At 62.0% G+C, this 17,542-nt stretch carries 21 protein-coding genes; 7 read left to right on the top strand and 14 right to left on the bottom strand.

The genetic code is table 11. The annotated features are described in order from the left end of the window. Positions 1–4: 4 nt before the first annotated feature. Positions 5–394 (bottom strand): DUF6578 domain-containing protein, encoded by a 390-nt coding sequence (locus ATN37_RS03290; protein WP_218694745.1) that lies wholly within the window; start codon positions 392–394, stop codon positions 5–7. A 76-nt stretch (positions 395–470) separates the two neighbouring features. Then, entirely contained in the window at positions 471–1,298 is an 828-nt protein-coding gene (locus ATN37_RS03285) for a TatD family hydrolase (protein ID WP_030536315.1), read from the bottom strand. Positions 1,299–1,319: 21 nt separating this feature from the next. Here ATN37_RS03285 and metG point away from each other — a divergent pair, with 21 nt between their 5' ends. Both metG and ATN37_RS03275 read left to right on the top strand, forming a co-directional pair. Then, positions 1,320–2,918, top strand: coding sequence for a methionine--tRNA ligase (gene metG / locus ATN37_RS03280; protein ID WP_003946248.1), 1,599 nt, complete (start codon positions 1,320–1,322; stop codon positions 2,916–2,918). 81 nt (positions 2,919–2,999) lie between these two features. Continuing rightward, complete coding sequence (locus tag ATN37_RS03275; RefSeq protein ID WP_202425863.1) at positions 3,000–4,247, top strand: DUF2786 domain-containing protein; 1,248 nt, start codon at positions 3,000–3,002, stop codon at positions 4,245–4,247. Here the strand turns inward: ATN37_RS03275 and rsmI are convergent. Then, the gene (gene rsmI, locus ATN37_RS03270; RefSeq protein ID WP_003946264.1) at positions 4,244–5,074 is read right to left on the bottom strand and encodes a 16S rRNA (cytidine(1402)-2'-O)-methyltransferase; all 831 of its coding nucleotides are present in this window, start codon (positions 5,072–5,074) and stop codon (positions 4,244–4,246) included. The genes ATN37_RS03275 and rsmI overlap by 4 nt on opposite strands. Positions 5,075–5,148: 74 nt before the next feature. On the opposite strand from rsmI, the gene ATN37_RS03265 reads away from it, so the two are divergent. Beyond that, complete coding sequence (locus tag ATN37_RS03265; protein WP_003946230.1) at positions 5,149–6,657, top strand: dolichyl-phosphate-mannose--protein mannosyltransferase; 1,509 nt, start codon at positions 5,149–5,151, stop codon at positions 6,655–6,657. A gap of 72 nt (positions 6,658–6,729) precedes the next feature. Here ATN37_RS03265 and ATN37_RS03260 read toward each other — a convergent pair whose 3' ends face one another. The 4 genes from ATN37_RS03260 to ATN37_RS03245 form a co-directional block, all read right to left on the bottom strand. Beyond that, entirely contained in the window at positions 6,730–8,364 is a 1,635-nt protein-coding gene (locus tag ATN37_RS03260; protein ID WP_003946258.1) for a BCCT family transporter, read from the bottom strand. An 84-nt stretch (positions 8,365–8,448) separates the two neighbouring features. After that, positions 8,449–8,880, bottom strand: a complete 432-nt coding sequence (locus ATN37_RS03255) for a DoxX family protein (RefSeq protein ID WP_003946228.1) — start codon at positions 8,878–8,880, stop codon at positions 8,449–8,451. 48 nt (positions 8,881–8,928) lie between these two features. Beyond that, the gene (locus tag ATN37_RS03250) at positions 8,929–9,288 is read right to left on the bottom strand and encodes a GntR family transcriptional regulator (protein WP_003946225.1); all 360 of its coding nucleotides are present in this window, start codon (positions 9,286–9,288) and stop codon (positions 8,929–8,931) included. A 42-nt stretch (positions 9,289–9,330) separates the two neighbouring features. Next, positions 9,331–10,014: an SDR family oxidoreductase gene (locus ATN37_RS03245; protein WP_050654500.1), complete on the bottom strand. Its 684-nt coding sequence runs from the start codon at positions 10,012–10,014 to the stop codon at positions 9,331–9,333. A gap of 94 nt (positions 10,015–10,108) precedes the next feature. Between ATN37_RS03245 and arsC the strand changes: the two genes are divergently transcribed. After that, on the top strand, positions 10,109–10,462 hold the full coding sequence (arsC, locus tag ATN37_RS03240; protein WP_003946209.1) for an arsenate reductase (glutaredoxin): 354 nt from the start codon (positions 10,109–10,111) through the stop codon (positions 10,460–10,462). Between the two features lie 13 nt (positions 10,463–10,475). On the opposite strand, the gene arcA is transcribed toward arsC, so the two are convergent. Continuing rightward, positions 10,476–11,693 carry an arginine deiminase gene (gene arcA, locus ATN37_RS03235; RefSeq protein WP_003946210.1) on the bottom strand — a complete coding sequence of 406 codons (1,218 nt, stop codon included), beginning with the start codon at positions 11,691–11,693 and terminating at the stop codon, positions 10,476–10,478. 99 nt (positions 11,694–11,792) lie between these two features. On the opposite strand from arcA, the gene ATN37_RS03230 reads away from it, so the two are divergent. Both ATN37_RS03230 and soxR read left to right on the top strand, forming a co-directional pair. Next, positions 11,793–12,281: an FABP family protein gene (locus ATN37_RS03230; RefSeq protein ID WP_218694743.1), complete on the top strand. Its 489-nt coding sequence runs from the start codon at positions 11,793–11,795 to the stop codon at positions 12,279–12,281. A gap of 5 nt (positions 12,282–12,286) precedes the next feature. Then, positions 12,287–12,766, top strand: a complete 480-nt coding sequence (gene soxR, locus ATN37_RS03225; RefSeq protein WP_003946250.1) for a redox-sensitive transcriptional activator SoxR — start codon at positions 12,287–12,289, stop codon at positions 12,764–12,766. Here the strand turns inward: soxR and ATN37_RS03220 are convergent. From ATN37_RS03220 to ATN37_RS03210, 3 genes are all read right to left on the bottom strand, one after another. Continuing rightward, positions 12,752–13,234: a DUF2505 domain-containing protein gene (locus tag ATN37_RS03220; protein WP_030536322.1), complete on the bottom strand. Its 483-nt coding sequence runs from the start codon at positions 13,232–13,234 to the stop codon at positions 12,752–12,754. The genes soxR and ATN37_RS03220 overlap by 15 nt on opposite strands. Before the next feature lie 48 nt (positions 13,235–13,282). Further along, on the bottom strand, positions 13,283–14,128 hold the full coding sequence (locus ATN37_RS03215; protein ID WP_007729029.1) for an SDR family oxidoreductase: 846 nt from the start codon (positions 14,126–14,128) through the stop codon (positions 13,283–13,285). A 146-nt stretch (positions 14,129–14,274) separates the two neighbouring features. Continuing rightward, a complete protein-coding gene (locus ATN37_RS03210) occupies positions 14,275–14,430 on the bottom strand; it encodes a hypothetical protein (RefSeq protein WP_003946253.1) in 156 nt (51 codons plus the stop codon). A 479-nt stretch (positions 14,431–14,909) separates the two neighbouring features. Between ATN37_RS03210 and ATN37_RS03205 the strand changes: the two genes are divergently transcribed. Then, entirely contained in the window at positions 14,910–15,326 is a 417-nt protein-coding gene (locus ATN37_RS03205) for a helix-turn-helix domain-containing protein (protein ID WP_003946231.1), read from the top strand. Positions 15,327–15,386: 60 nt separating this feature from the next. Here ATN37_RS03205 and ATN37_RS03200 read toward each other — a convergent pair whose 3' ends face one another. The 3 genes from ATN37_RS03200 to ATN37_RS03190 form a co-directional block, all read right to left on the bottom strand. Continuing rightward, the gene (locus ATN37_RS03200; RefSeq protein ID WP_003946245.1) at positions 15,387–16,388 is read right to left on the bottom strand and encodes a hypothetical protein; all 1,002 of its coding nucleotides are present in this window, start codon (positions 16,386–16,388) and stop codon (positions 15,387–15,389) included. Beyond that, positions 16,385–16,885: an ImmA/IrrE family metallo-endopeptidase gene (locus tag ATN37_RS03195; protein WP_003946241.1), complete on the bottom strand. Its 501-nt coding sequence runs from the start codon at positions 16,883–16,885 to the stop codon at positions 16,385–16,387. Before ATN37_RS03195 ends, ATN37_RS03200 begins: the two co-directional genes overlap by 4 nt. 3 nt (positions 16,886–16,888) lie before the next feature. Beyond that, positions 16,889–17,542 (bottom strand): cell surface protein (locus ATN37_RS03190; RefSeq protein ID WP_218694741.1); only part of this gene is annotated, 654 nt, incomplete at its 5' end.

The raw sequence follows: 17,542 nt of genomic DNA, 5'->3' as shown, positions 1-17,542 counted from the left end.
GGGACTACCGGAAAGGCGCACGGGTGGTGGCCAATTCGACGACAACGGCCGTCTCCATCCAGCCACGACGACCGGCAACCAGCGACGACATGCCGCGAAAAGACCGTGGGACCTTCTCGACTCGAACGTGATCGGTGCTCCCAGGTACCAATACCCAGTGCCTGGGTTCTTGTTCGACAAACTCGCCGCGCTCGAGTCGGATCGAGAGAACGATCCCGGCCGTAGGTTCCACGTCGTCGGGATAGATTCCTCCATGAACCGTCCCGTCGAACCACTGCGACTCATCTATCGGGTGCAAAGCCCACGCAGATTTTTCGCCGACCACCGGCAACGGTGCACAGCACTCGAATTCCCACGTTTCGATGCGGACTGTGACCACGTTGTAGTCATTCATCTGAATACTCCGCGCAGTAGACGGACCGGGACACGACGGTCCCGGGCGCGGAGTTACCTGTCAGACCACCATAGCGTCAGAGCTTGTAGACGCGCTCCGCTGTCGCCGTGGACGCTGCTGCCAGCGCCTGCGGATCCTCGCCGCGGATGTCTGCGAGTGCGCGCACCGTGTACGGCAGGCAGTACGACTCGTTGGGCGCACCGCGGAACGGGTGCGGAGTCAAGAACGGCGCATCCGTCTCGACGATCAGTTGATCCGACGGCACCAATAGCGCGGCCTCACGCAGCGCCTTCGCATTCTTGAAACTCACGGTTCCCGAGAAACTCAACACGTAGCCCGCGTCGATGCACGCACGGGCCATCTCCGAATCCGAGGAGAAGCAATGGAACACCACGGTCTCCGGCGCGCCTTCCTCGTGCAGCACCCGCAGCAGGTCCTCATCGGCTTCGCGATTGTGAATCATCAGCGTCTTGCCGAGACGCTTCGCGAGGTCGATGTGCCACCGGAAACCGTCGACCTGCTCCTCGATGGTGGCGCACCCTTCGAGCTTGCCTGGCCAGTAGAGATCCAGCCCGGTCTCCCCCACCGCGACGACCCGCGGATCGGACGCCAACCGTTCTATCTCGGCTCTGGTGTCGACATCGAGGACGTTCGCCCTGGTCGGATGGATTGCGACGGCTGCGTAAACCCTCGAATCCCAGTTCGCAGCGTCGACGGCAAAGCGTGCGGCATCAAGGTCGTCGGCCACCGTGACGACCCGTCCGACGCCGACGGCCTCGGCTCGATCGACAATTTCGGCCACGGTCGCAGCGTCGTGCGCACCACAGGCGTCGAGGTGCGTATGTGCGTCGATCAGAGGCGACAAGGGCTCAGGGGCATCGGGGGCGGGACGGTCTTTGCTCACGCCCGATAGAGTAAGCCCACCATGACTGTGCCTGCCTCACCCTCCCAGACCCCGCGCCCGGACTCCGCTGCCCCGGAAGGCGCGGAACGATCGCCGTTCTACATCACGACAGCGATCGCGTATCCCAACGGCGCTCCGCACATCGGCCACGCGTACGAGTACATCTCCTCGGACGCGCTCGCCCGCTTCAAGCGGTTGGACGGTCATGAAGTGTTCTTCATGACCGGCACCGACGAGCACGGTCTGAAGATGCAGCAGACAGCGATCAAAGAGGGCATCGACGTCCGCGAACTCGCGGCTCGGAACTCCGACGTATTCCAGAACCTCGACAAGGTCCTGAACATCTCGTACGACCGGTTCATCCGCACCACCGACGCCGATCATCAGGTCGCCAGCAAGGCGATCTGGGAAAAGATGGCCGCATCGGGCGACATCTACCTCGACACGTACTCGGGGTGGTATTCGGTTCGTGACGAGGCCTTCTACACCGAAGCCGAGACCACGCTTCTGGACGACGGCACCCGTCAGTCGACGGAGACCGGCACTCCGGTGGAGTGGACCGAGGAGTCCAACTACACCTTCCGTCTCTCGGCCTACGAGGACCGTTTGCTTGCTCTGTACGAAGAGCATCCCGAGTTCATTGCCCCCGCGACTCGTCGCAACGAGATCGTCAGCTTCGTCAAGGGCGGCCTCAAGGACCTGTCGATCTCGCGCACCACGTTCGACTGGGGCGTCGAGGTTCCCGGAGACCCCGACCACGTCATGTACGTCTGGGTCGACGCCCTCACCAACTACCTGACCGGCGTGGGTTACCCGAACGTCGACTCGGCGGAGTTCGAGAAGTTCTGGCCCGCGAGCCTGCACATCATCGGCAAGGACATCACGCGTTTCCATACCGTGTACTGGCCGGCGTTCCTCATGTCTGCCGGCATCGAACTGCCGGAGCGGGTCTTCGTCCACGGGTTCTTGTACAACAAGGGCGAGAAGATGTCGAAGTCGGTCGGCAACGTCGTCGACCCCATCGCGATGGTCGATCAGTACGGCCTCGACGCGGTCCGTTTCTTCCTGCTCCGCGAGATCTCGTACGGCCAGGACGGCAGCTACAGCCACGAAGCAATCGTGACGCGTATGAATGCAGACCTGTCCAATGAACTGGGCAACCTCGCGCAGCGTTCACTGACGATGGTCGCGAAGAACTGCGATGCCCAGGTACCGACCCCCGGCGAGTTCACCGAGGACGACCTGGCGATGCTGGCGTCGGCGGATGCCCTGCTTGCCAAGTGCCGCAGCGAGTTCGACGTGCAGGCGCTGCATCTCGCACTGGAAGCCATCTGGGGCGTTCTCGGCGAGACCAACCGGTACTTCTCCAAGCAGGAACCGTGGGTTCTGCGCAAGACGGATCCGGCACGCATGGCGACGGTTCTGTACGTGACGCTCGAAGTGGTCCGCATCGTCGGGCTTCTCGTTCAGCCGGTGATGCCCGACGCGGCGTCACGCATCCTCGATCTGCTTGGCCAGAGCGAAGAGAACCGGCAGTTCGCCGACATTGCGGTTCGCATCGACGCGAACCGGAAACTGCCTGCTCCGGCGCCAGTTTTCCCCCGCTTCGTCGAGGAATGAGCTAAGCGAGAGTGCCGCACGTGGGGTCCGAGATATCCGGTTACAGGCGGATGTGTCGGACCCCACGTGCACACTCCAGCCATGACGACGAATAGAACATACATTCGAACCAGCGCTTCGGCGCAGACACTGCCATGGAACGGAGCGCGGGTGTCCACTCAGGAGGTCAGCCCTCAATCCGTTTCCGCGGTGCGAGATCTCGTTTCCGAACTGTCCGCGGCGTACGACCGCGGATGGCAGCCGGCGGATCTGATTCATCTGGCGCGTCGAAGCAAAGAAGCGTCCGACGCCGATCTCGCCGCCACCACCATCCTGTTCGACGCGAAGGCGTCGCGCGCCTCCGATCGCGCTCCGCTCGAATGGGTGGGGCAGTTGCAGACGATCGGCGAGCAGTATCCGAAGTCTCGGCACATCGCTTCTCGAATCACCGTGGACGACGACGTTTTTCGCTCCCTCGCGGCCGGCCTTCTGTTCCAGGATCCCTACTTCCTCGTTTCGCAGATCGTCGACGTCGCGCGATCGTGGATGCGCCTACCTCAGTGGACGGTGTTGCTCGCGCCACCATCCACCTGGCCGTCGCAACGCACCGATACCAGCTATGCCGGCGTCGGCGATACCGAGGTCGACGCCAAGGTACTCAAGCGAATTCGTGGACTACTCGCCAAAGCGGAAGCAACCAACTTCGCGGAAGAAGCCGAGATTTTCACCGCGAAGGCCCAGGAGTTGATGACCCGGTACGCCATCGACTCCGCACTGCTCCACAGTCGCGCCGGGGTCACCGACACATCCGTCAATGCCCGACGCATTCACATCGAGAACCCGTACGTGAAGGAAAAGGTTCACCTCCTGACCGAGATCGGCGAATCGAATCGAGTCAGGACTGTCTGGTTCAGCGACATTGCACTCGCGACCGTCGTCGGCACTCCGGTCGACCTTCAGCAAGTCGACATGCTGTTCACTTCCCTGCTCGTACAGGCAACCCGTGCAATGCAATTCGCCGACTCGAGCAATCGTGGCGGCTCACGCACCACCTCGTTCCGCAAGGGATTCCTGGCCGGGTTCGCCAGCCGCATCGGACACCGCCTGCGTGACGCCGGCACCAAAGCCACCGCCGAAGCGGCCGACGCGGCATCGATGGACGTCGCGGATCTTCTGCCGATCCTCGCCACCACATCCGAGGCCGTCGACGCCGAATTCGATCGATTGTTCCCCACAACCCGCAAGACTCGCGGACGGTCCGTGGACGCCGAAGGCTGGCACGCCGGCCAGGCTGCAGCCGACGACGCCAACCTGCGTCCCGGCGCACCCGCCGTGAACCGCTCCCGCTAGTCCTTTCGAGCGGCCAGGACCGTCTCGTACAACTCACGCTTGGAGACTCCGGCCGTTGCGACCAGAGCACACGCGTCCTTCAATCGTGCTCCCCCCTCGACCAGCCTTTCCACCTCGTCGACCAGATCGGCAGGATCAGATGCCACCAGCACTGCGCCTTCGAGCACCACCGTGATCTCACCGCGAACGCCCTCGGCGGCCCAAGCAGCTAACTCCCCGAGAGTGCCGCGCTTCACTTCCTCATAGGTCTTGGTCAATTCCCGGCACACGGCCGCGCGGCGATTCGGCCCGAGCACTTCCACCGCATCTGCGAGGCAGTCGGCAAGGCGATGAGGCGCTTCGAAGAACACACACGCTCGCTGCTCGGTTGCCAAGGCAGAGAGCCACGTCTTGCGCTGCCCCTGCTTACGCGGCGGGAACCCGTCGAAGCAGAACCGCTCGACGGGCAATCCGGAGAGTGCCAGCGCCGTCGTCACCGCCGACGGACCGGGCAAGCACGTGACGGCGAGGTTCTCGGCTACGCAGGCGGCGACAAGGCGATATCCGGGATCGCTGACCGACGGCATGCCCGCGTCCGTGACCAGCAGGACGGTCTTGCCTTCGGCGACGTCGGCGACCAGCGCGGGCAGCCGGGAAATCTCGACCTGATCGTAGAAACTGACGATCTTCCCGGTGATGGTTACCTCGAGCGCGGACGCCAGAGACTTGGTGCGTCGTGTGTCCTCCGCAGCAACGACGTCGGCGGTTGCGAGAGCAGACCGAAGACGCGGAGACGCGTCACCGACATCTCCCATGGGTGTTGCGGCGAGTACCAAGCGACCAGTCATACCTGACAGCCTACGATTGCCAGGTGACTGTGCAGACGGACGAGCGGCCAACGCCCGCCACGAGCGATCGGGTAATGCGTAGTCCCGGCCCGCTGGTACCGGATCCTGATTTCGGCCCGACCGACAGATTGCGCGGCTGGATCGTCACCGCTTTCGTCACCGCTATCGCGGCGATCACACGCTTCACGATGCTCGCCTACCCGACCGACGCCGGCACACCTGTCTTCGACGAGAAGCACTACGTTCCGCAGGGCTGGCAAGTTCTGACCGGTGGCGGCATCGAAGACAATCCCGGTTACGGATTGGTGGTACACCCGCCGATCGGTAAGCAGATGATCGCGATCGGCGAAGCACTCTTCGGTTACAACGGTTGGGGGTGGCGATTCTCGTCGGCCCTGGTCGGGACACTGATGGTCTTGCTGATCATCCGGATCGTGCGCCGCATGACGCGCTCCACGCTGATCGGCGCGATTGCCGGAATCCTGCTCATCGTGGACGGCGTCACCTTCGTCTCCTCACGCCTGGGGATGCTCGACATCTTCCTGGCTTTCTTCGTTCTCGCCGCCCTCGGATGCCTGGTGGTCGATCGCGACCAAGTCCGCGAACGGATGGCGAAGGTATACGAAGAGGGCCGAATCGGCGACTCTGCCTGGGGTCCGCGGCTGGGTTTCCGGTGGTGGAGGTTCGGCGCCGGCATCCTGCTCGGCCTGGCCTGCGGAACCAAGTGGTCCGGCATGTACTTCATTCTGTTCTTCGGATTGCTCAGTGTTGCCTTCGACCTGTCAGCGCGCCGCGCCTACCGCGTGCAGCGCCCATGGGTCGGCACTGCAGTTCGCGACATCGGGCCGGCTCTGTATGCCTTGGTGATCATTCCGCTCGGTGTGTACCTCGCGAGCTACTGGGCCTGGTTCACCAGCGAGACCGGCGTCGACCGACACGCCGTCGGTAACGAGATCGGTGAGGGCGGCACATGGAGCTTCATTCCCTCCGCGCTGCGCTCACTCTGGTACTACAGCGGAAACGTTCTCCAGTTCCACGCCGGTCTGACCAACTCCGCCGGAAACCACCACCCGTGGGAGTCGAAACCGTGGACGTGGCCGATGGGGCTACGACCGATGCTCTACTACTACGCCGACGGCGAGCAGGTCACCGGTTGCGGGGCCGCCAGCTGCGTCAAGGCCGTGATGCTGATCGGCACACCGGCGATGTGGTGGCTGGCCCTACCGATGTTGGCGTGGGCGATCTGGCAGACGTTCGTGCGCAGGGACTGGCGATACGCCGTGGTCCTGACGGGCTACGGTGCCGCTTACCTCCCGTGGTTCGCGACGCTCGACCGCCAGATGTACTACTTCTACGCAGTTGCACTCGCCCCGTTCATGGTCATGGGATTTGCGCTGGTCCTCGGCGATGTACTGGGCAAGGCGAGCGCGTCCGTCGAGCGTCGTACCACCGGACTTCTGGCAGTCAGTCTGTACATCGGTCTGGTCGTGGCCAACTTCGTCTACCTCTGGCCGATACTCACCGCCATGCCGATCACGCCGGAATCGTGGCAGAACCATCTGTGGTTGCCCAGCTGGAAATAACCGGACGACAAAAGGGGCACCGAACCGCAGTTCGGTGCCCCTTCACGGTTCAAGTCCTACTCCGCTCAAGTCCTACTCCACTGACTTACCCACACGGCGTCCTCGGCGCGGGCGTAGGAGAGCACGTTTCTGCTCCTTCGCCGCAATGATGATCGGGTCGTGCGAAAGATCCTTGTACAGCGAGAAGCATAATCCGATCATGACCAGCACGAACGGCGCCGCAGCGATGATCGTCATGGTCTGCAAGCCGTCGAGCGCTTCGGAACCACCGGTCCACAGCAGAAGCGCCGCGACGCCACCGGTCAACATGCCCCAGAACACCACGACCCAGCGACTCGGTTCGAGCGTTCCGCGCTGCGAGAGCGTCCCCATCACCATCGACGCAGCGTCGGCGCCGGAAACGAAGAACACTGCCACGAGCAGCATGACGAGGACAGTCGTCACTCCGGCCAACGGCAGATTGTCGAGCATCCCGAACAGTTGAGCCTCTTCCGAGCCTCGGCCGGACAAGCCGATTCCGTCGCGTTCCTCGCCGATGCCTGCGCCGCCGAAGATCGCGAACCAGAGCAAGCTGACAGTCGTGGGAACGGCGATGACGCCGACGATGAACTGGCGGATCGTGCGGCCGCGGCTGATGCGGGCCAGGAACATGCCGACGAACGGCGTCCACGACACCCACCATGCCCAGTAGAAGATCGTCCACGACGAAAGCCACGCGCCGGTTTCAGGATTCGACGATGCACCCGTGCGGGCCGACATCTGGGCGAGGTCGGAAACGTATGCACCAATGGTCGTCGGGAGCAGATTGAGAATCAGCACGGTCGGCCCGAGAACGAACACGAACAGGGCCAAGATCAACGCGAGCACCATGTTGATGTTGGAGAGCCACTGAATTCCCTTGGCCACACCGGAAACTGCCGAAGCGACGAACGCCAGGGTCAGTACCGCAACGATGGCCACGAGCAGGAATACGCCGGCTTCTTCCATCCAGCCGACTACCTCGAAACCGGAGCCGATCTGAAGTGCGCCGAGCCCCAAAGATGCTGCGGTGCCGAAAAGTGTCGCAAAGATTGCCAGGATGTCGATGACCTTGCCGATCGGCCCTTCGGCTTTGCGACCGAGCAACGGGATGAAGGCCGAACTGAACAGTTGCTTGCGTCCTCGGCGATACGACCCGTACGCAATGGCAAGGCCCACAACGGCATACATCGCCCAAGGATGAAGACCCCAGTGAAACATGGTGGTAGCCATGGCAGTTCCGACGCCACCGTCGGTGCCGGGAGGCGGAGTCACGTAGTGCGCAAGCGGTTCCGCGACACCGAAGAACATCAGGCCGATGCCCATGCCGGCGCTGAACATCATGGCGATCCAGCTGACGGTTCGGAACTCGGGCTTCTCACCGTCTTTGCCCAGCGGAATGTCGCCGAATCGACTGACAGCGAGGTAGATGGAAAACAGCACGAAAGCCGAAGCTGCGAGTACGAAGAGCCAGCCGATGTTCGTCACCAACCAGCCGAGAACACTTCCGGTTACCGAGTTCAGGTTGTCGGGAGCTACGAGACCCCACACGACAATAGCCAGCACCGCTGCGGCCGCCACGGAAAACACCACGTAGTCGGTCCGAACGCCTACCCGAGTAAAGCCCGTCTCCGGGCGCTCTTCGTTGGCCCCGGAATCTTGTTCGGATCGATCAGATTTCGTCACCATAGATGACTACGTTCGTCACTTTGTGGGCCAAAAGCAAGCTGGAAGGCGGGCTCAACAGCCGTTGAACCCGCCTTCTCACCCCGATCAAGCTGGGGTTTTAACCCAACCGTTGCCCTTGCCGATCAATCCGTCGATGCTGATGCGTCCTGCGCCGATAACAGCGATCAAGAGCGAACCGACACCGAGTGCGACGACGAGTTCATAGCCGCCGTTGTCTATGAAGACGCCCTTGTCGGCGTGCACGATGAAGAACGCGCCGACCATGTCGAGGAACAGCAGTGCGCCGACGAGCGGGGTCAGCAGACCCGCGATGAGCAGGATGCCGCCACCGAGTTCGATGGATGCTGCCAGAACTGCAGAAATCTTGGGGAGCGGGGCGCCCATCCCTTCGAATGCGGCCTGCGTTCCGGCGATCTTGTAGGTGAAGAACTTCTGCCAACCGTGGGCGATGAAGATGATCCCGAGGCCGACACGGGCGATGAGGAGTCCGAGGTCACGAGCAATCGACGAATTCATGAGCCAAGACCGACAGCTTTAAGTTGAAGCGTCAACTTAATCAATGTGTCACGCACCTCTCAATGCCGACTCCACCATGGCGACGATCTCAGTGTCGGAGTACCCGAGCGAGCGGACCTTATGCGCAAACGCGGTCGCCGCCTGCTCCGCCTGCGCCTGCACCGGATCGGTCCCCGAAGCGATGAACGTCCCTTGCTTTCCCCTCGTCTCGATCACGCCCTGATCGCTGAGCGCGCGATAAGCCTTCGCGACGGTGTTGGCCGCCAATCCCAGCTCCGAGGCCAATGCACGCACCGTCGGGATCTTGGTTCCCGCAATCAATCCGCCGCCGTGAACCTGCTCGATAATCTGTTGCCGCAGTTGGTCGTACGGAGCTGTGGAGGAATCGTGTTCGATCGCGATCTTCATCGTCACCCTCGTCGTATCTTCTCGGTCACAGCATCTTCTCTCTCACAAACCCTCGATCGCTTCGCGGATCGTATGCGGGCCGGAGGTCAGAACCAATATCTTGCCGACACTGGACGGCGCGTCGATGAGCGCTTCGATCACTGCGGCGACATCTGCACGAGGCACAGAGCCTCGATCGACGGGCGGCTCTGCAAGAAGGACTTCACCGGTGGGGTCGTCGTCTGTCAGAAGTCCTGGCCGAAGAATCGTCCAATCCAGCGAAGTCCTTGTCTTCAGGTCTTCCTCCGCTGCCGTCTTCGCCCGCAGGTAGGCGGCAAAAATCTCGTCGGTGTTCTCCGGTATTTCGTCACCAGCACCCATGGCGCTGATCTGTATGAACCGACGCACTCCCGCTTTCTCGGCGGCATCGGCCAACAGCACCGCCGCAGCTCGGTCTACGGAGTCCTTCCGCTCGATCGAGCTACCAGGTCCGGCGCCCGCGGCGAAGACCGCGACGTCGGCACCGTCGAGTACCTTCGCAACTTCCTCGACCGTGGAGGATTCCAGATCGATCACCACGGGGAACGCGCCGAGTGTGCGGACCGCACCCTCGTGCGCGGAGTTGCGGATCAGCGCTACCGGCCGATCACCATGTCCTGCCAGCAGGTACGTCAGGTGCTGCGCGATCTTGCCGTGCCCACCGGCAATGACCACGCGCCGTTCGTCCACACTTCGATGTTCCGTCATCGTTTTCTCCTCACAAGTCGGTATTTCAAGTGCAGCGCGCCGGAGGTGTCCGTTGTTCCCCTGTTTGTCCCACGAGTTCGGACACAGAGGCAGAATGACGGACATGGCATCAGCAACCATCTTCCACAATCAACGGTGCAACACGTCGCGGACTGTTCTCGGACTTATCCGCGACGCCGGCATCGAACCGACCATTGTGAAGTACCTCGATACTCCGCCTACCCGATCCGAGCTGGAAAAACTCCTCGCCGACGCCGGCCTCGAGCCCAGCCAAGCCGTTCGCAAGCGCGAAACGCAGTACAAGGAACTCGGGCTCGCCGATGCATCCGAATCCGAGATCCTCGACGCGATGATCGAGCACCCAATTCTGATCGAACGCCCGTTCGTGGTCACCGACAAAGGCACCGTCCTCGCGCGGCCTGCAGCCAAGGTGGAAGAAATTCTCTGACAGCGTCGACGGCTTACAGCGGATCGCGGGCGATCGGGCAGGACATGCACCGAGGACCACCTCGGCCGGACCCCAGTTCCGAACCCGCGATTCGCAAAACCTCGATACCCGAGGCCTCCAGCCTGGCGTTCGTTTCGACGTTGCGCTCGTAAGCGACGACGACGCCAGGCTCGACGGCGAGGGTGTTGTTTCCGTCGTCCCACTGCTCACGCTCGGCAGTCACCGTGTCGAGTCCGGTGTCGATCACACGCAGTTTTCCGATTCCCATGGCGTCGGCCGCCGCTTCGAGGAACGGCGTCGCACCGCGAATACTCACCCCGTCGTCTTCCTTGCGCAGAGTGAACGCCGCCAGGGTGTCCTGAATGGCCGGATACATGACGACCGCGTCGGCCTCGACCATGGTGCAGACCGTGTCGAGATGCATCGACGCTCGGCGTTGCTCGATCGGAACAACCAACACCGTGTGGGCGAGGCCGTCGTCGAACACGCTACGCGCCAATGCTTCTGCTCCGGCGGGTGACGTACGTTCACCGACACCGATTGCGATCACCCCCGGCGCGAGAAGCAGCACGTCACCTCCCTCGACAGGAGCCGTGTGCGACTCGTACGCGCGGCGCACGCCTTTGAATCGGGGGTGATGCGCGTAGACGAGATCCGTTATCGAGGATTCGCGAGCTCGCGCTGACAACGCCAAGGACGTGATGATGACCCGTGGCCCGACCCAGAACGACGAATCACGGGTGAAGAGCAAGTTGGGCAACGGGTCGATCACGAAGTCACCGCCGTGATGCATCCTGCGCACCAACGAGGTCGAGTCGGCATCGATCGGCAATTCGTCGAACGTCATTCCTGCAGTAAGGATCGACGAAAGCTCCTTCGGCTCCACCTTTCGCAGGTAGGCGGCCAGGTGTTGCCCGAGCGCGTGGCCGATCTTGCGTGCGTCGACGGCGGCCGCGATTCCCTGGATCCTCGCTGCGCCACTGACCTCGAGCGCCTCGGTGAGGAGATCGGACAAAAGCAGTACCTCGACGCCGCGCTCACGAAGGACGGTCGCAAACTGATCGTGTTCTTCCTGCGCGCGGTCCACCCACGGCAACGCGTCGAACAGCAGCTCGTCGTTGTTGCGCGGAGTCAATCGTTTCAACTCGTCGCCAGGACGATGAAGAATGACCGATCGCAATCGGCCCACCTCGGAATCGACACCGAGGGGGACGGAGCCAGAAGCGTTCATGAGTGAACACTAATCCCGTAGGCCCCACCCAGCAGGGACAAGCAGCTGTCGTACCGGCCCGCGTAACGTCTGATCCGACGCAGGCGAGAGGACCAGGCAATGAGTAGTACGGATCAGGCGGCGCTGAACGGCGCCGGAATCGAGAGGTTCACCGGGCGCTGGGTCGGCGCTGGAGCCGGACATTTCCCCACCATCGACGACTTCGAGTACTCCGAGGAGATCGAGTTCGCGCCCATCCCGAAACCGTTTCTCACCTACTCGTCGCGCACTCGTGGGCTCCCCGACGGACGACCGCTTCACATGGAATCGGGATACCTGCGCCCAACACCGGGTGGTGAGCTCGAATTGCTGGTCAGCCAGCCCACCGGATTCGTCGAGATCCATCGCGGCACCCTCGACTCCGACGGCACTCTCGCCTTGACCCGTCTCACGCTCGCAGCATCACCCGACGCAAAACCGGTTCACGACGTTCGGCGAGTCATGCGCGTTCAGGGCGACACGCTGACATACGACCTGTGGATGGCGCACGGCGACACCCCGCTGACGCATCATCTCCACGCCACCCTCCACCGCGCGACGGACCGGTAGTCGCCATGGAGATGCCGTCGTGGAAGGCAAAGGAACTCACGCCCGGCCAGCTCTCCGAGCGCAGCGGTGTCGCCGTCTCGGCCCTGCATTTCTACGAACGAGAAGGCCTCATCGTCAGTCGCCGGACCAGCGGAAACCAGCGCCGATACCAACGAGACACGCTTCGACGCGTCGCCTTCATCAGAATCTCGCAACGCGTCGGCATTCCGCTGTCGGAAATCAGAGAGGCCCTCGGCACACTTCCTGAAGGCCGTACCCCGAACCGCGCAGATTGGGAAAGATTGTCGACCGGGTGGCGGCGCCACCTCGATCTACGCATCGAGCAACTGGAACGTCTACGGGACAACCTCACCGGTTGCATCGGTTGCGGGTGCCTCTCGTTGGAGGGGTGCGCCCTCGCCAACCCGCACGATCAACTCGCATCCGCCGGCCCGGGTGCGCGCGTTCTGGAAGTAGATTTCGGTGCAGGCTCAGGCGAGAAATGACTCGACGGCGTCCCGATCGCGCCCCAGCAAGTCCTCGACGGTCTTCTTCAGCAACTTCTCGATCTGGCCGCCGATGATCGGCATCTTCACCTCAGCCGTTCCGTCGACGACCAACCGCGTGCAGGACTCGGCGGCGGTGAGATCGAGCGTCGTCTCGATTCGGATCGGCAGTCCCCGCGCGATTCCGGTGACCGACCCTGCTGCACGCCCGTCCGACAGAGGTCCCCACCGATCGACCCGTTTCAGACCGAGCCGACTCGGCGCAACCTTGGCGACCAGGCTCGGGAGGGAGGCGGAGTCGATTTCCTCGGACACGGATACTTCGATCGATCCGTCTCGAACTTCGATGTCCGAGGTGGCATAAAGGTCTCCGAGTCTGCCTTTCCAATAATTCGGGTCGGTCAAAGTTCGATGCACGTCGTCGATCGGATATTTGAATTCGATATCGAAGTGAAAACTCTTCGGCATGACTTTGGTCCCTATTCGACTAGATAAAAGTCCCGGCGGAGTTAACGCTCATCGCTTGAGCAATTTACTGAACTGGTCGTTCGCTTTTTGCATCACGAACTCGTAAGGCAGGGCGAATTTGCGCGCCCACCAGTATCCGAATCGGATGTCATTGGACGTATACACGAGGTACGTATTCTTCTCGATTCCCCGCAGAATGCACGACGCCACCTTCTCCGGGGAGACAGCACGCGCCTCGAACCGGTGCGTGAGTTTTTCGACCCGCGGGTCGTTCCTGTCGATACCCGCTATTTCCACGGTTCCCACCAATGGCGTCTTCACCCCACCCGGCACAACCAGACTGACCCCGATTCCGTGCCGCTTCAGATCGAATCGCAGCACCTCGGACACCCCGCGAAGGCCGAACTTGCTCGCACTGTAGGCGGCGTGCCACGGCAGGGCCAAAAGTCCGGCAGCCGAAGACACGTTGACCAGGTGTCCACCCTTGCCGGCACGAATCATGGGTGGAACAAACGTCTCCATGACATGGATCGGCCCCATCAGGTTGACGTCCACCATGGACTTCCAATGCCGATGTTCGAGGTTCTCGATAGTTCCCCACGCTGAAATGCCGGCGATATTCATGACGACATCCATCGAAGAAAATTGAGTGTGAATCTCGGTACCGAATTTCACGACCTCGTCGTAGTCCGAGATATCGAGCGCCTTCGCCATGCTGACCGTGCCGCCGCCGGCGCCGACCATCGCGACCGTCTCTTCCAATCCGACGCTGTTGATATCGGTGAGAAACAATTCGGCGCCGACCTCTGATGCACGCAGCGCAGTTGCACGTCCAATTCCACTACCGGCGCCGGTGATCAGGCATTTCTTGCCGTCGAGCGACCTTACAGACATGGATGAACACTCCCCCGCACTCGTACTGTGGACATGCGGGAAAGTCTACGCACGCACGGTGCGGCCGCCCTGAAACACGCATGACGACCTGCGGGGCACGGCCGTACTGCCGCGCAAACACCGCACAGAGACGACCGCAGCGAGCACTAGAGACGCTGCATCATCTGCTCTTGATAGCCCTTGACCGTACGGTCGAGTTCTTCCGCCGCTACATCGTCCCCACGCTTGCGTGCGTCGTGGGCTCGATCCTGAATTTCACGGATTGCGCGGCGCAATTCATCATCGCTCATCGTGTGTTTCATGTCACAATTCTGCACCCACTCGGAGAGTTTAGCTAGCACAGATCGCAATCCGGCAAACCGTTCAAGGTTCAACCCCGAGGTGATCCGCATGACATCGCAACCAGCCACCCTGATCGCGACCCCAAACCTTCAAACATCGCTTGAACTGCAGTTTTTCAATCGAAATAGTTGTGAAAAACCAGGCTAACGCATAGCTAATATCGCCAAAACGGGTAAAAGGTTTGATATTGGGCGGATTGGCCAAGTACTGGAAGGTTCGAATAGCGCAGTCGTAGCTGCACATTTCCGTGTGGCGGAAACTCAATGTGCGCTGAGACATAGCTGAGCACTCATTGGCCGGACGAATCGAATCTCGGACACATTTGACAACTAGTCCACTAAACAGACTACGGTGAGCTACCGATCGGTTATCCGCGTGATACCGTAGGATTCACTGAACGGACAATTGCTAGCTAGAGAGGATTACGGGGCGGTTCACAATGGCTGACTTTGCAGAACGATTGAACAAACTGTTCGACAGTGTTCATCCTCCGGGGCGCAAACCCCATACCAACGCCGAGGTTGCGGCAGCGCTCATCGAAGACGGCCATCAGATCTCCAAGCCGTACATCTCGCAGCTCCGCTCGGGACAGCGCACCAACCCCTCAGACGAGACAGTCGCAGCCTTCGCCCGGTTCTTCAAGGTGAAGCCCGACTACTTCTTCAACGACATCTACGCAGCCAAGATCGATCACGATCTCGAACTGCTCTCACAGCTCCAAGGCTACGGGCTTCGCCGCCTCTCGAGCCGTGCATTCGACCTCTCGGAAGAATCGCAGAATCTACTCACCACGATGGCTGAAAAGCTCCGCGCGAGTGAAGGTTTGCCAGAGGTTCCGCCTGACGCGTCACGCTGATGTGACCGTGCTGAAGCACTGACTCGATCTCGAGCACTGCAATGACATGGAGTAGGTCGACTACGAACGTCGACCTACTTTTGTCGTTTCATCGAGTTCTTTCGCCAACAACAACACCCATCGGCGCGCCGACATCTTCTCAGGAGGCGCAATCCACCTGGTGTCCAACACATCCGAGGCCAAGGGATCGGCGATCCACCCCGCCAAAATCCCCGCGTGTGCAGTGACGGCCCGCGGCGGTTCCTGACCACCGACGTCGAACATCCCGGCGCCGGACTGGATGTACATCGCATCCATGATCTGCGCGATCATGTCCGATGCCCGCAGCACAGACGTACTCCCGGCGCTGTCCGCGTCGACTACCTCGGGGAATCGCTTGACGAGAAGCGCGTGCATCCGCCGCAGCCGGTACAGATCTCGTCGCGCACGTAACCAGGTCTCGAGAAGCACCCACGTGATGCCCAGCGCAATCAGAACACTCGAGGCAGCGATGAACCACACCCCTGCGCCCGTCCAGATATCCGATTCGAGTGCGCCGGTGCCACCGATCGATTCGACAAGCATCACGACGACCACGACGAGCAGGATCGACGAACCGGTCACGATCAACGCGATTCCGCGCCCCAACGGCGCCCACGCAACGTGCCGTAGCCCCGTCGAAATGACAAGGGACAGAGCGACGATGATAAAGATCAGAGCCGGCGCCGGGTAGCCGAAGAGAACCGCGATCGCCACCAGGAGCCCCACCGAGTACAGCACGGTGGCGAGGCCGCGCATAGCCGGACGTGACATCACCGGCCACGCAGACACGGCGCCGACTGCACTGGCCGCAGACAACGCTGTCCACAAGACGATGACGATCATCGCGGCGGCATGCTGCTCCGGCGCAATGCGATCGACGATGTCCCATACCGCCGGCACCATGACCGTCGACGACAATGCGACCGAGAAGCCTGCAAAGACCATCGACATTCGCAACGGCGTCGCGGTGCGCGCGACAACTCGACCCAGTCTCGCGCCGGCTGCAACCCAGACGAGAAGGGCCACAGCCCAAAAGATCATCCGATCGCCTCGTCGTACCGCAACACCGACAGCGGTGTCCCACGGCCACTCATCGTTCGCAGACGCATGATCAACATCGACGCGAACGTCTCGGCTTCCCACTCCGCGATGTCGTCCATCGGCACGGGTTCGTTGCGCCGCAGAGAACGTTGACTCAACATGTAGGCGATCAAATCATCACTGACCTCGAGCGTCGCCTCGGCGATCTCGGCACCCTCGTGGCGAAACACTATGTGCCCCAACTCATGTGCCAGAGTCCGCTCGACATTGGGTAGTCCGGGAGCCAAAACGATGACGTCGTGGTCGTCGTAGGCCCGGCGCTGACCGCACACTCCGGTGGCGAGAGGGGTTTCCAGATCGATCTCGATCGGGCGCCCACGCTCGCGGGCGACTGTCTGCACCACCGTCAGCAGTGACACTGCCTCCGACGACGCTGCTGCGTCGCATACGGCATCCACCGCGGCCAGAACGCGGCGATGTGAACGTCTGTCCGGCACGACTCACGCACCTCCCTGTGATCCGGGTGCCAGGAATTCGGCACGCGCGGCAGCCAATCGTGCCTTCTGCAGCGATGCTCCGCGGAAAGTCAGTGCTCCCGCACCGGCCGCTACCACTGCCATTCCGCCTACACCGCCGGCGACGGCGGCGGCGTTGAGAATCGGCGGAAGCCCTTGAGTGAACGCCGTCGGAAATGCCTGCGGGTTGTCAGTCGGAGCCGCGACGTTCGGAACGTTCGACGGTACCTGCGGAGCTACGGGTGCGGGTGCGGCCAGAACCTCGGGTGCGGAAGGGGCTGCGACTGCGCCCGGCGCAGCGTTTGCCGGTCCACCGGCAGAGGGTGCAGGCGCTCCGCCGCCCGCTGACGGTCCCTGCGGATCAGACGGTCCAGCCGGCGGAGCCGCTACCGCGGACGACTGCTCGGAACTCGGCTGCGATTCGGAAGGAGACTGTGTCTCGGAGGGTGCTTGGCTCGAAGGACTCTCGGTCTGCGAAGTTGCGTTGGTCGCGGGGGAAGCGCTGCTGCTCGGACGTTGCGACGCCGAAGGGTTGGTCGTGGGCTCAGTCGTCGTGGTCGGCTCAGTCGTGGTCGGCTCAGTCGTCGTGGGCTCAGTCGTCGTGGTCGGCTCAGTCGTCGTGGTCGGCTCAGTCGTCGT

Source organism: Rhodococcus sp. MH15 (genome assembly GCF_019266045.1).
GTDB lineage: Bacteria > Actinomycetota > Actinomycetes > Mycobacteriales > Mycobacteriaceae > Rhodococcus_F > Rhodococcus_F qingshengii.
The sequence above is the reverse complement of the archived record's forward strand: the minus strand, read 5'-3'. Positions and strand labels throughout refer to the sequence as shown.

Excerpts from the sequence above, each read along its gene's own strand:
- arcA (WP_003946210.1), bottom strand. The coding sequence starts at position 11,693 with ATGAACGCTTCTGGCTCCGTCCCCCTCGGTGTCGATTCCGAGGTGGGC.
- soxR (WP_003946250.1), top strand. The coding sequence starts at position 12,287 with ATGGAGATGCCGTCGTGGAAGGCAAAGGAACTCACGCCCGGCCAGCTC.
- ATN37_RS03200 (WP_003946245.1), bottom strand. The coding sequence starts at position 16,388 with ATGATCTTTTGGGCTGTGGCCCTTCTCGTCTGGGTTGCAGCCGGCGCG.
- metG (WP_003946248.1), top strand. The coding sequence starts at position 1,320 with ATGACTGTGCCTGCCTCACCCTCCCAGACCCCGCGCCCGGACTCCGCT.
- ATN37_RS03255 (WP_003946228.1), bottom strand. The coding sequence starts at position 8,880 with ATGAATTCGTCGATTGCTCGTGACCTCGGACTCCTCATCGCCCGTGTC.
- ATN37_RS03215 (WP_007729029.1), bottom strand. The coding sequence starts at position 14,128 with ATGTCTGTAAGGTCGCTCGACGGCAAGAAATGCCTGATCACCGGCGCC.
- ATN37_RS03210 (WP_003946253.1), bottom strand. The coding sequence starts at position 14,430 with ATGAAACACACGATGAGCGATGATGAATTGCGCCGCGCAATCCGTGAA.
- arsC (WP_003946209.1), top strand. The coding sequence starts at position 10,109 with ATGACGGACATGGCATCAGCAACCATCTTCCACAATCAACGGTGCAAC.
- ATN37_RS03230 (WP_218694743.1), top strand. The coding sequence starts at position 11,793 with ATGAGTAGTACGGATCAGGCGGCGCTGAACGGCGCCGGAATCGAGAGG.
- ATN37_RS03250 (WP_003946225.1), bottom strand. The coding sequence starts at position 9,288 with ATGAAGATCGCGATCGAACACGATTCCTCCACAGCTCCGTACGACCAA.
- rsmI (WP_003946264.1), bottom strand. The coding sequence starts at position 5,074 with ATGACTGGTCGCTTGGTACTCGCCGCAACACCCATGGGAGATGTCGGT.
- ATN37_RS03290 (WP_218694745.1), bottom strand. The coding sequence starts at position 394 with ATGAATGACTACAACGTGGTCACAGTCCGCATCGAAACGTGGGAATTC.
- ATN37_RS03265 (WP_003946230.1), top strand. The coding sequence starts at position 5,149 with ATGCGTAGTCCCGGCCCGCTGGTACCGGATCCTGATTTCGGCCCGACC.
- ATN37_RS03220 (WP_030536322.1), bottom strand. The coding sequence starts at position 13,234 with ATGCCGAAGAGTTTTCACTTCGATATCGAATTCAAATATCCGATCGAC.
- ATN37_RS03260 (WP_003946258.1), bottom strand. The coding sequence starts at position 8,364 with ATGGTGACGAAATCTGATCGATCCGAACAAGATTCCGGGGCCAACGAA.
- ATN37_RS03205 (WP_003946231.1), top strand. The coding sequence starts at position 14,910 with ATGGCTGACTTTGCAGAACGATTGAACAAACTGTTCGACAGTGTTCAT.
- ATN37_RS03245 (WP_050654500.1), bottom strand. The coding sequence starts at position 10,014 with ATGACGGAACATCGAAGTGTGGACGAACGGCGCGTGGTCATTGCCGGT.
- ATN37_RS03275 (WP_202425863.1), top strand. The coding sequence starts at position 3,000 with ATGACGACGAATAGAACATACATTCGAACCAGCGCTTCGGCGCAGACA.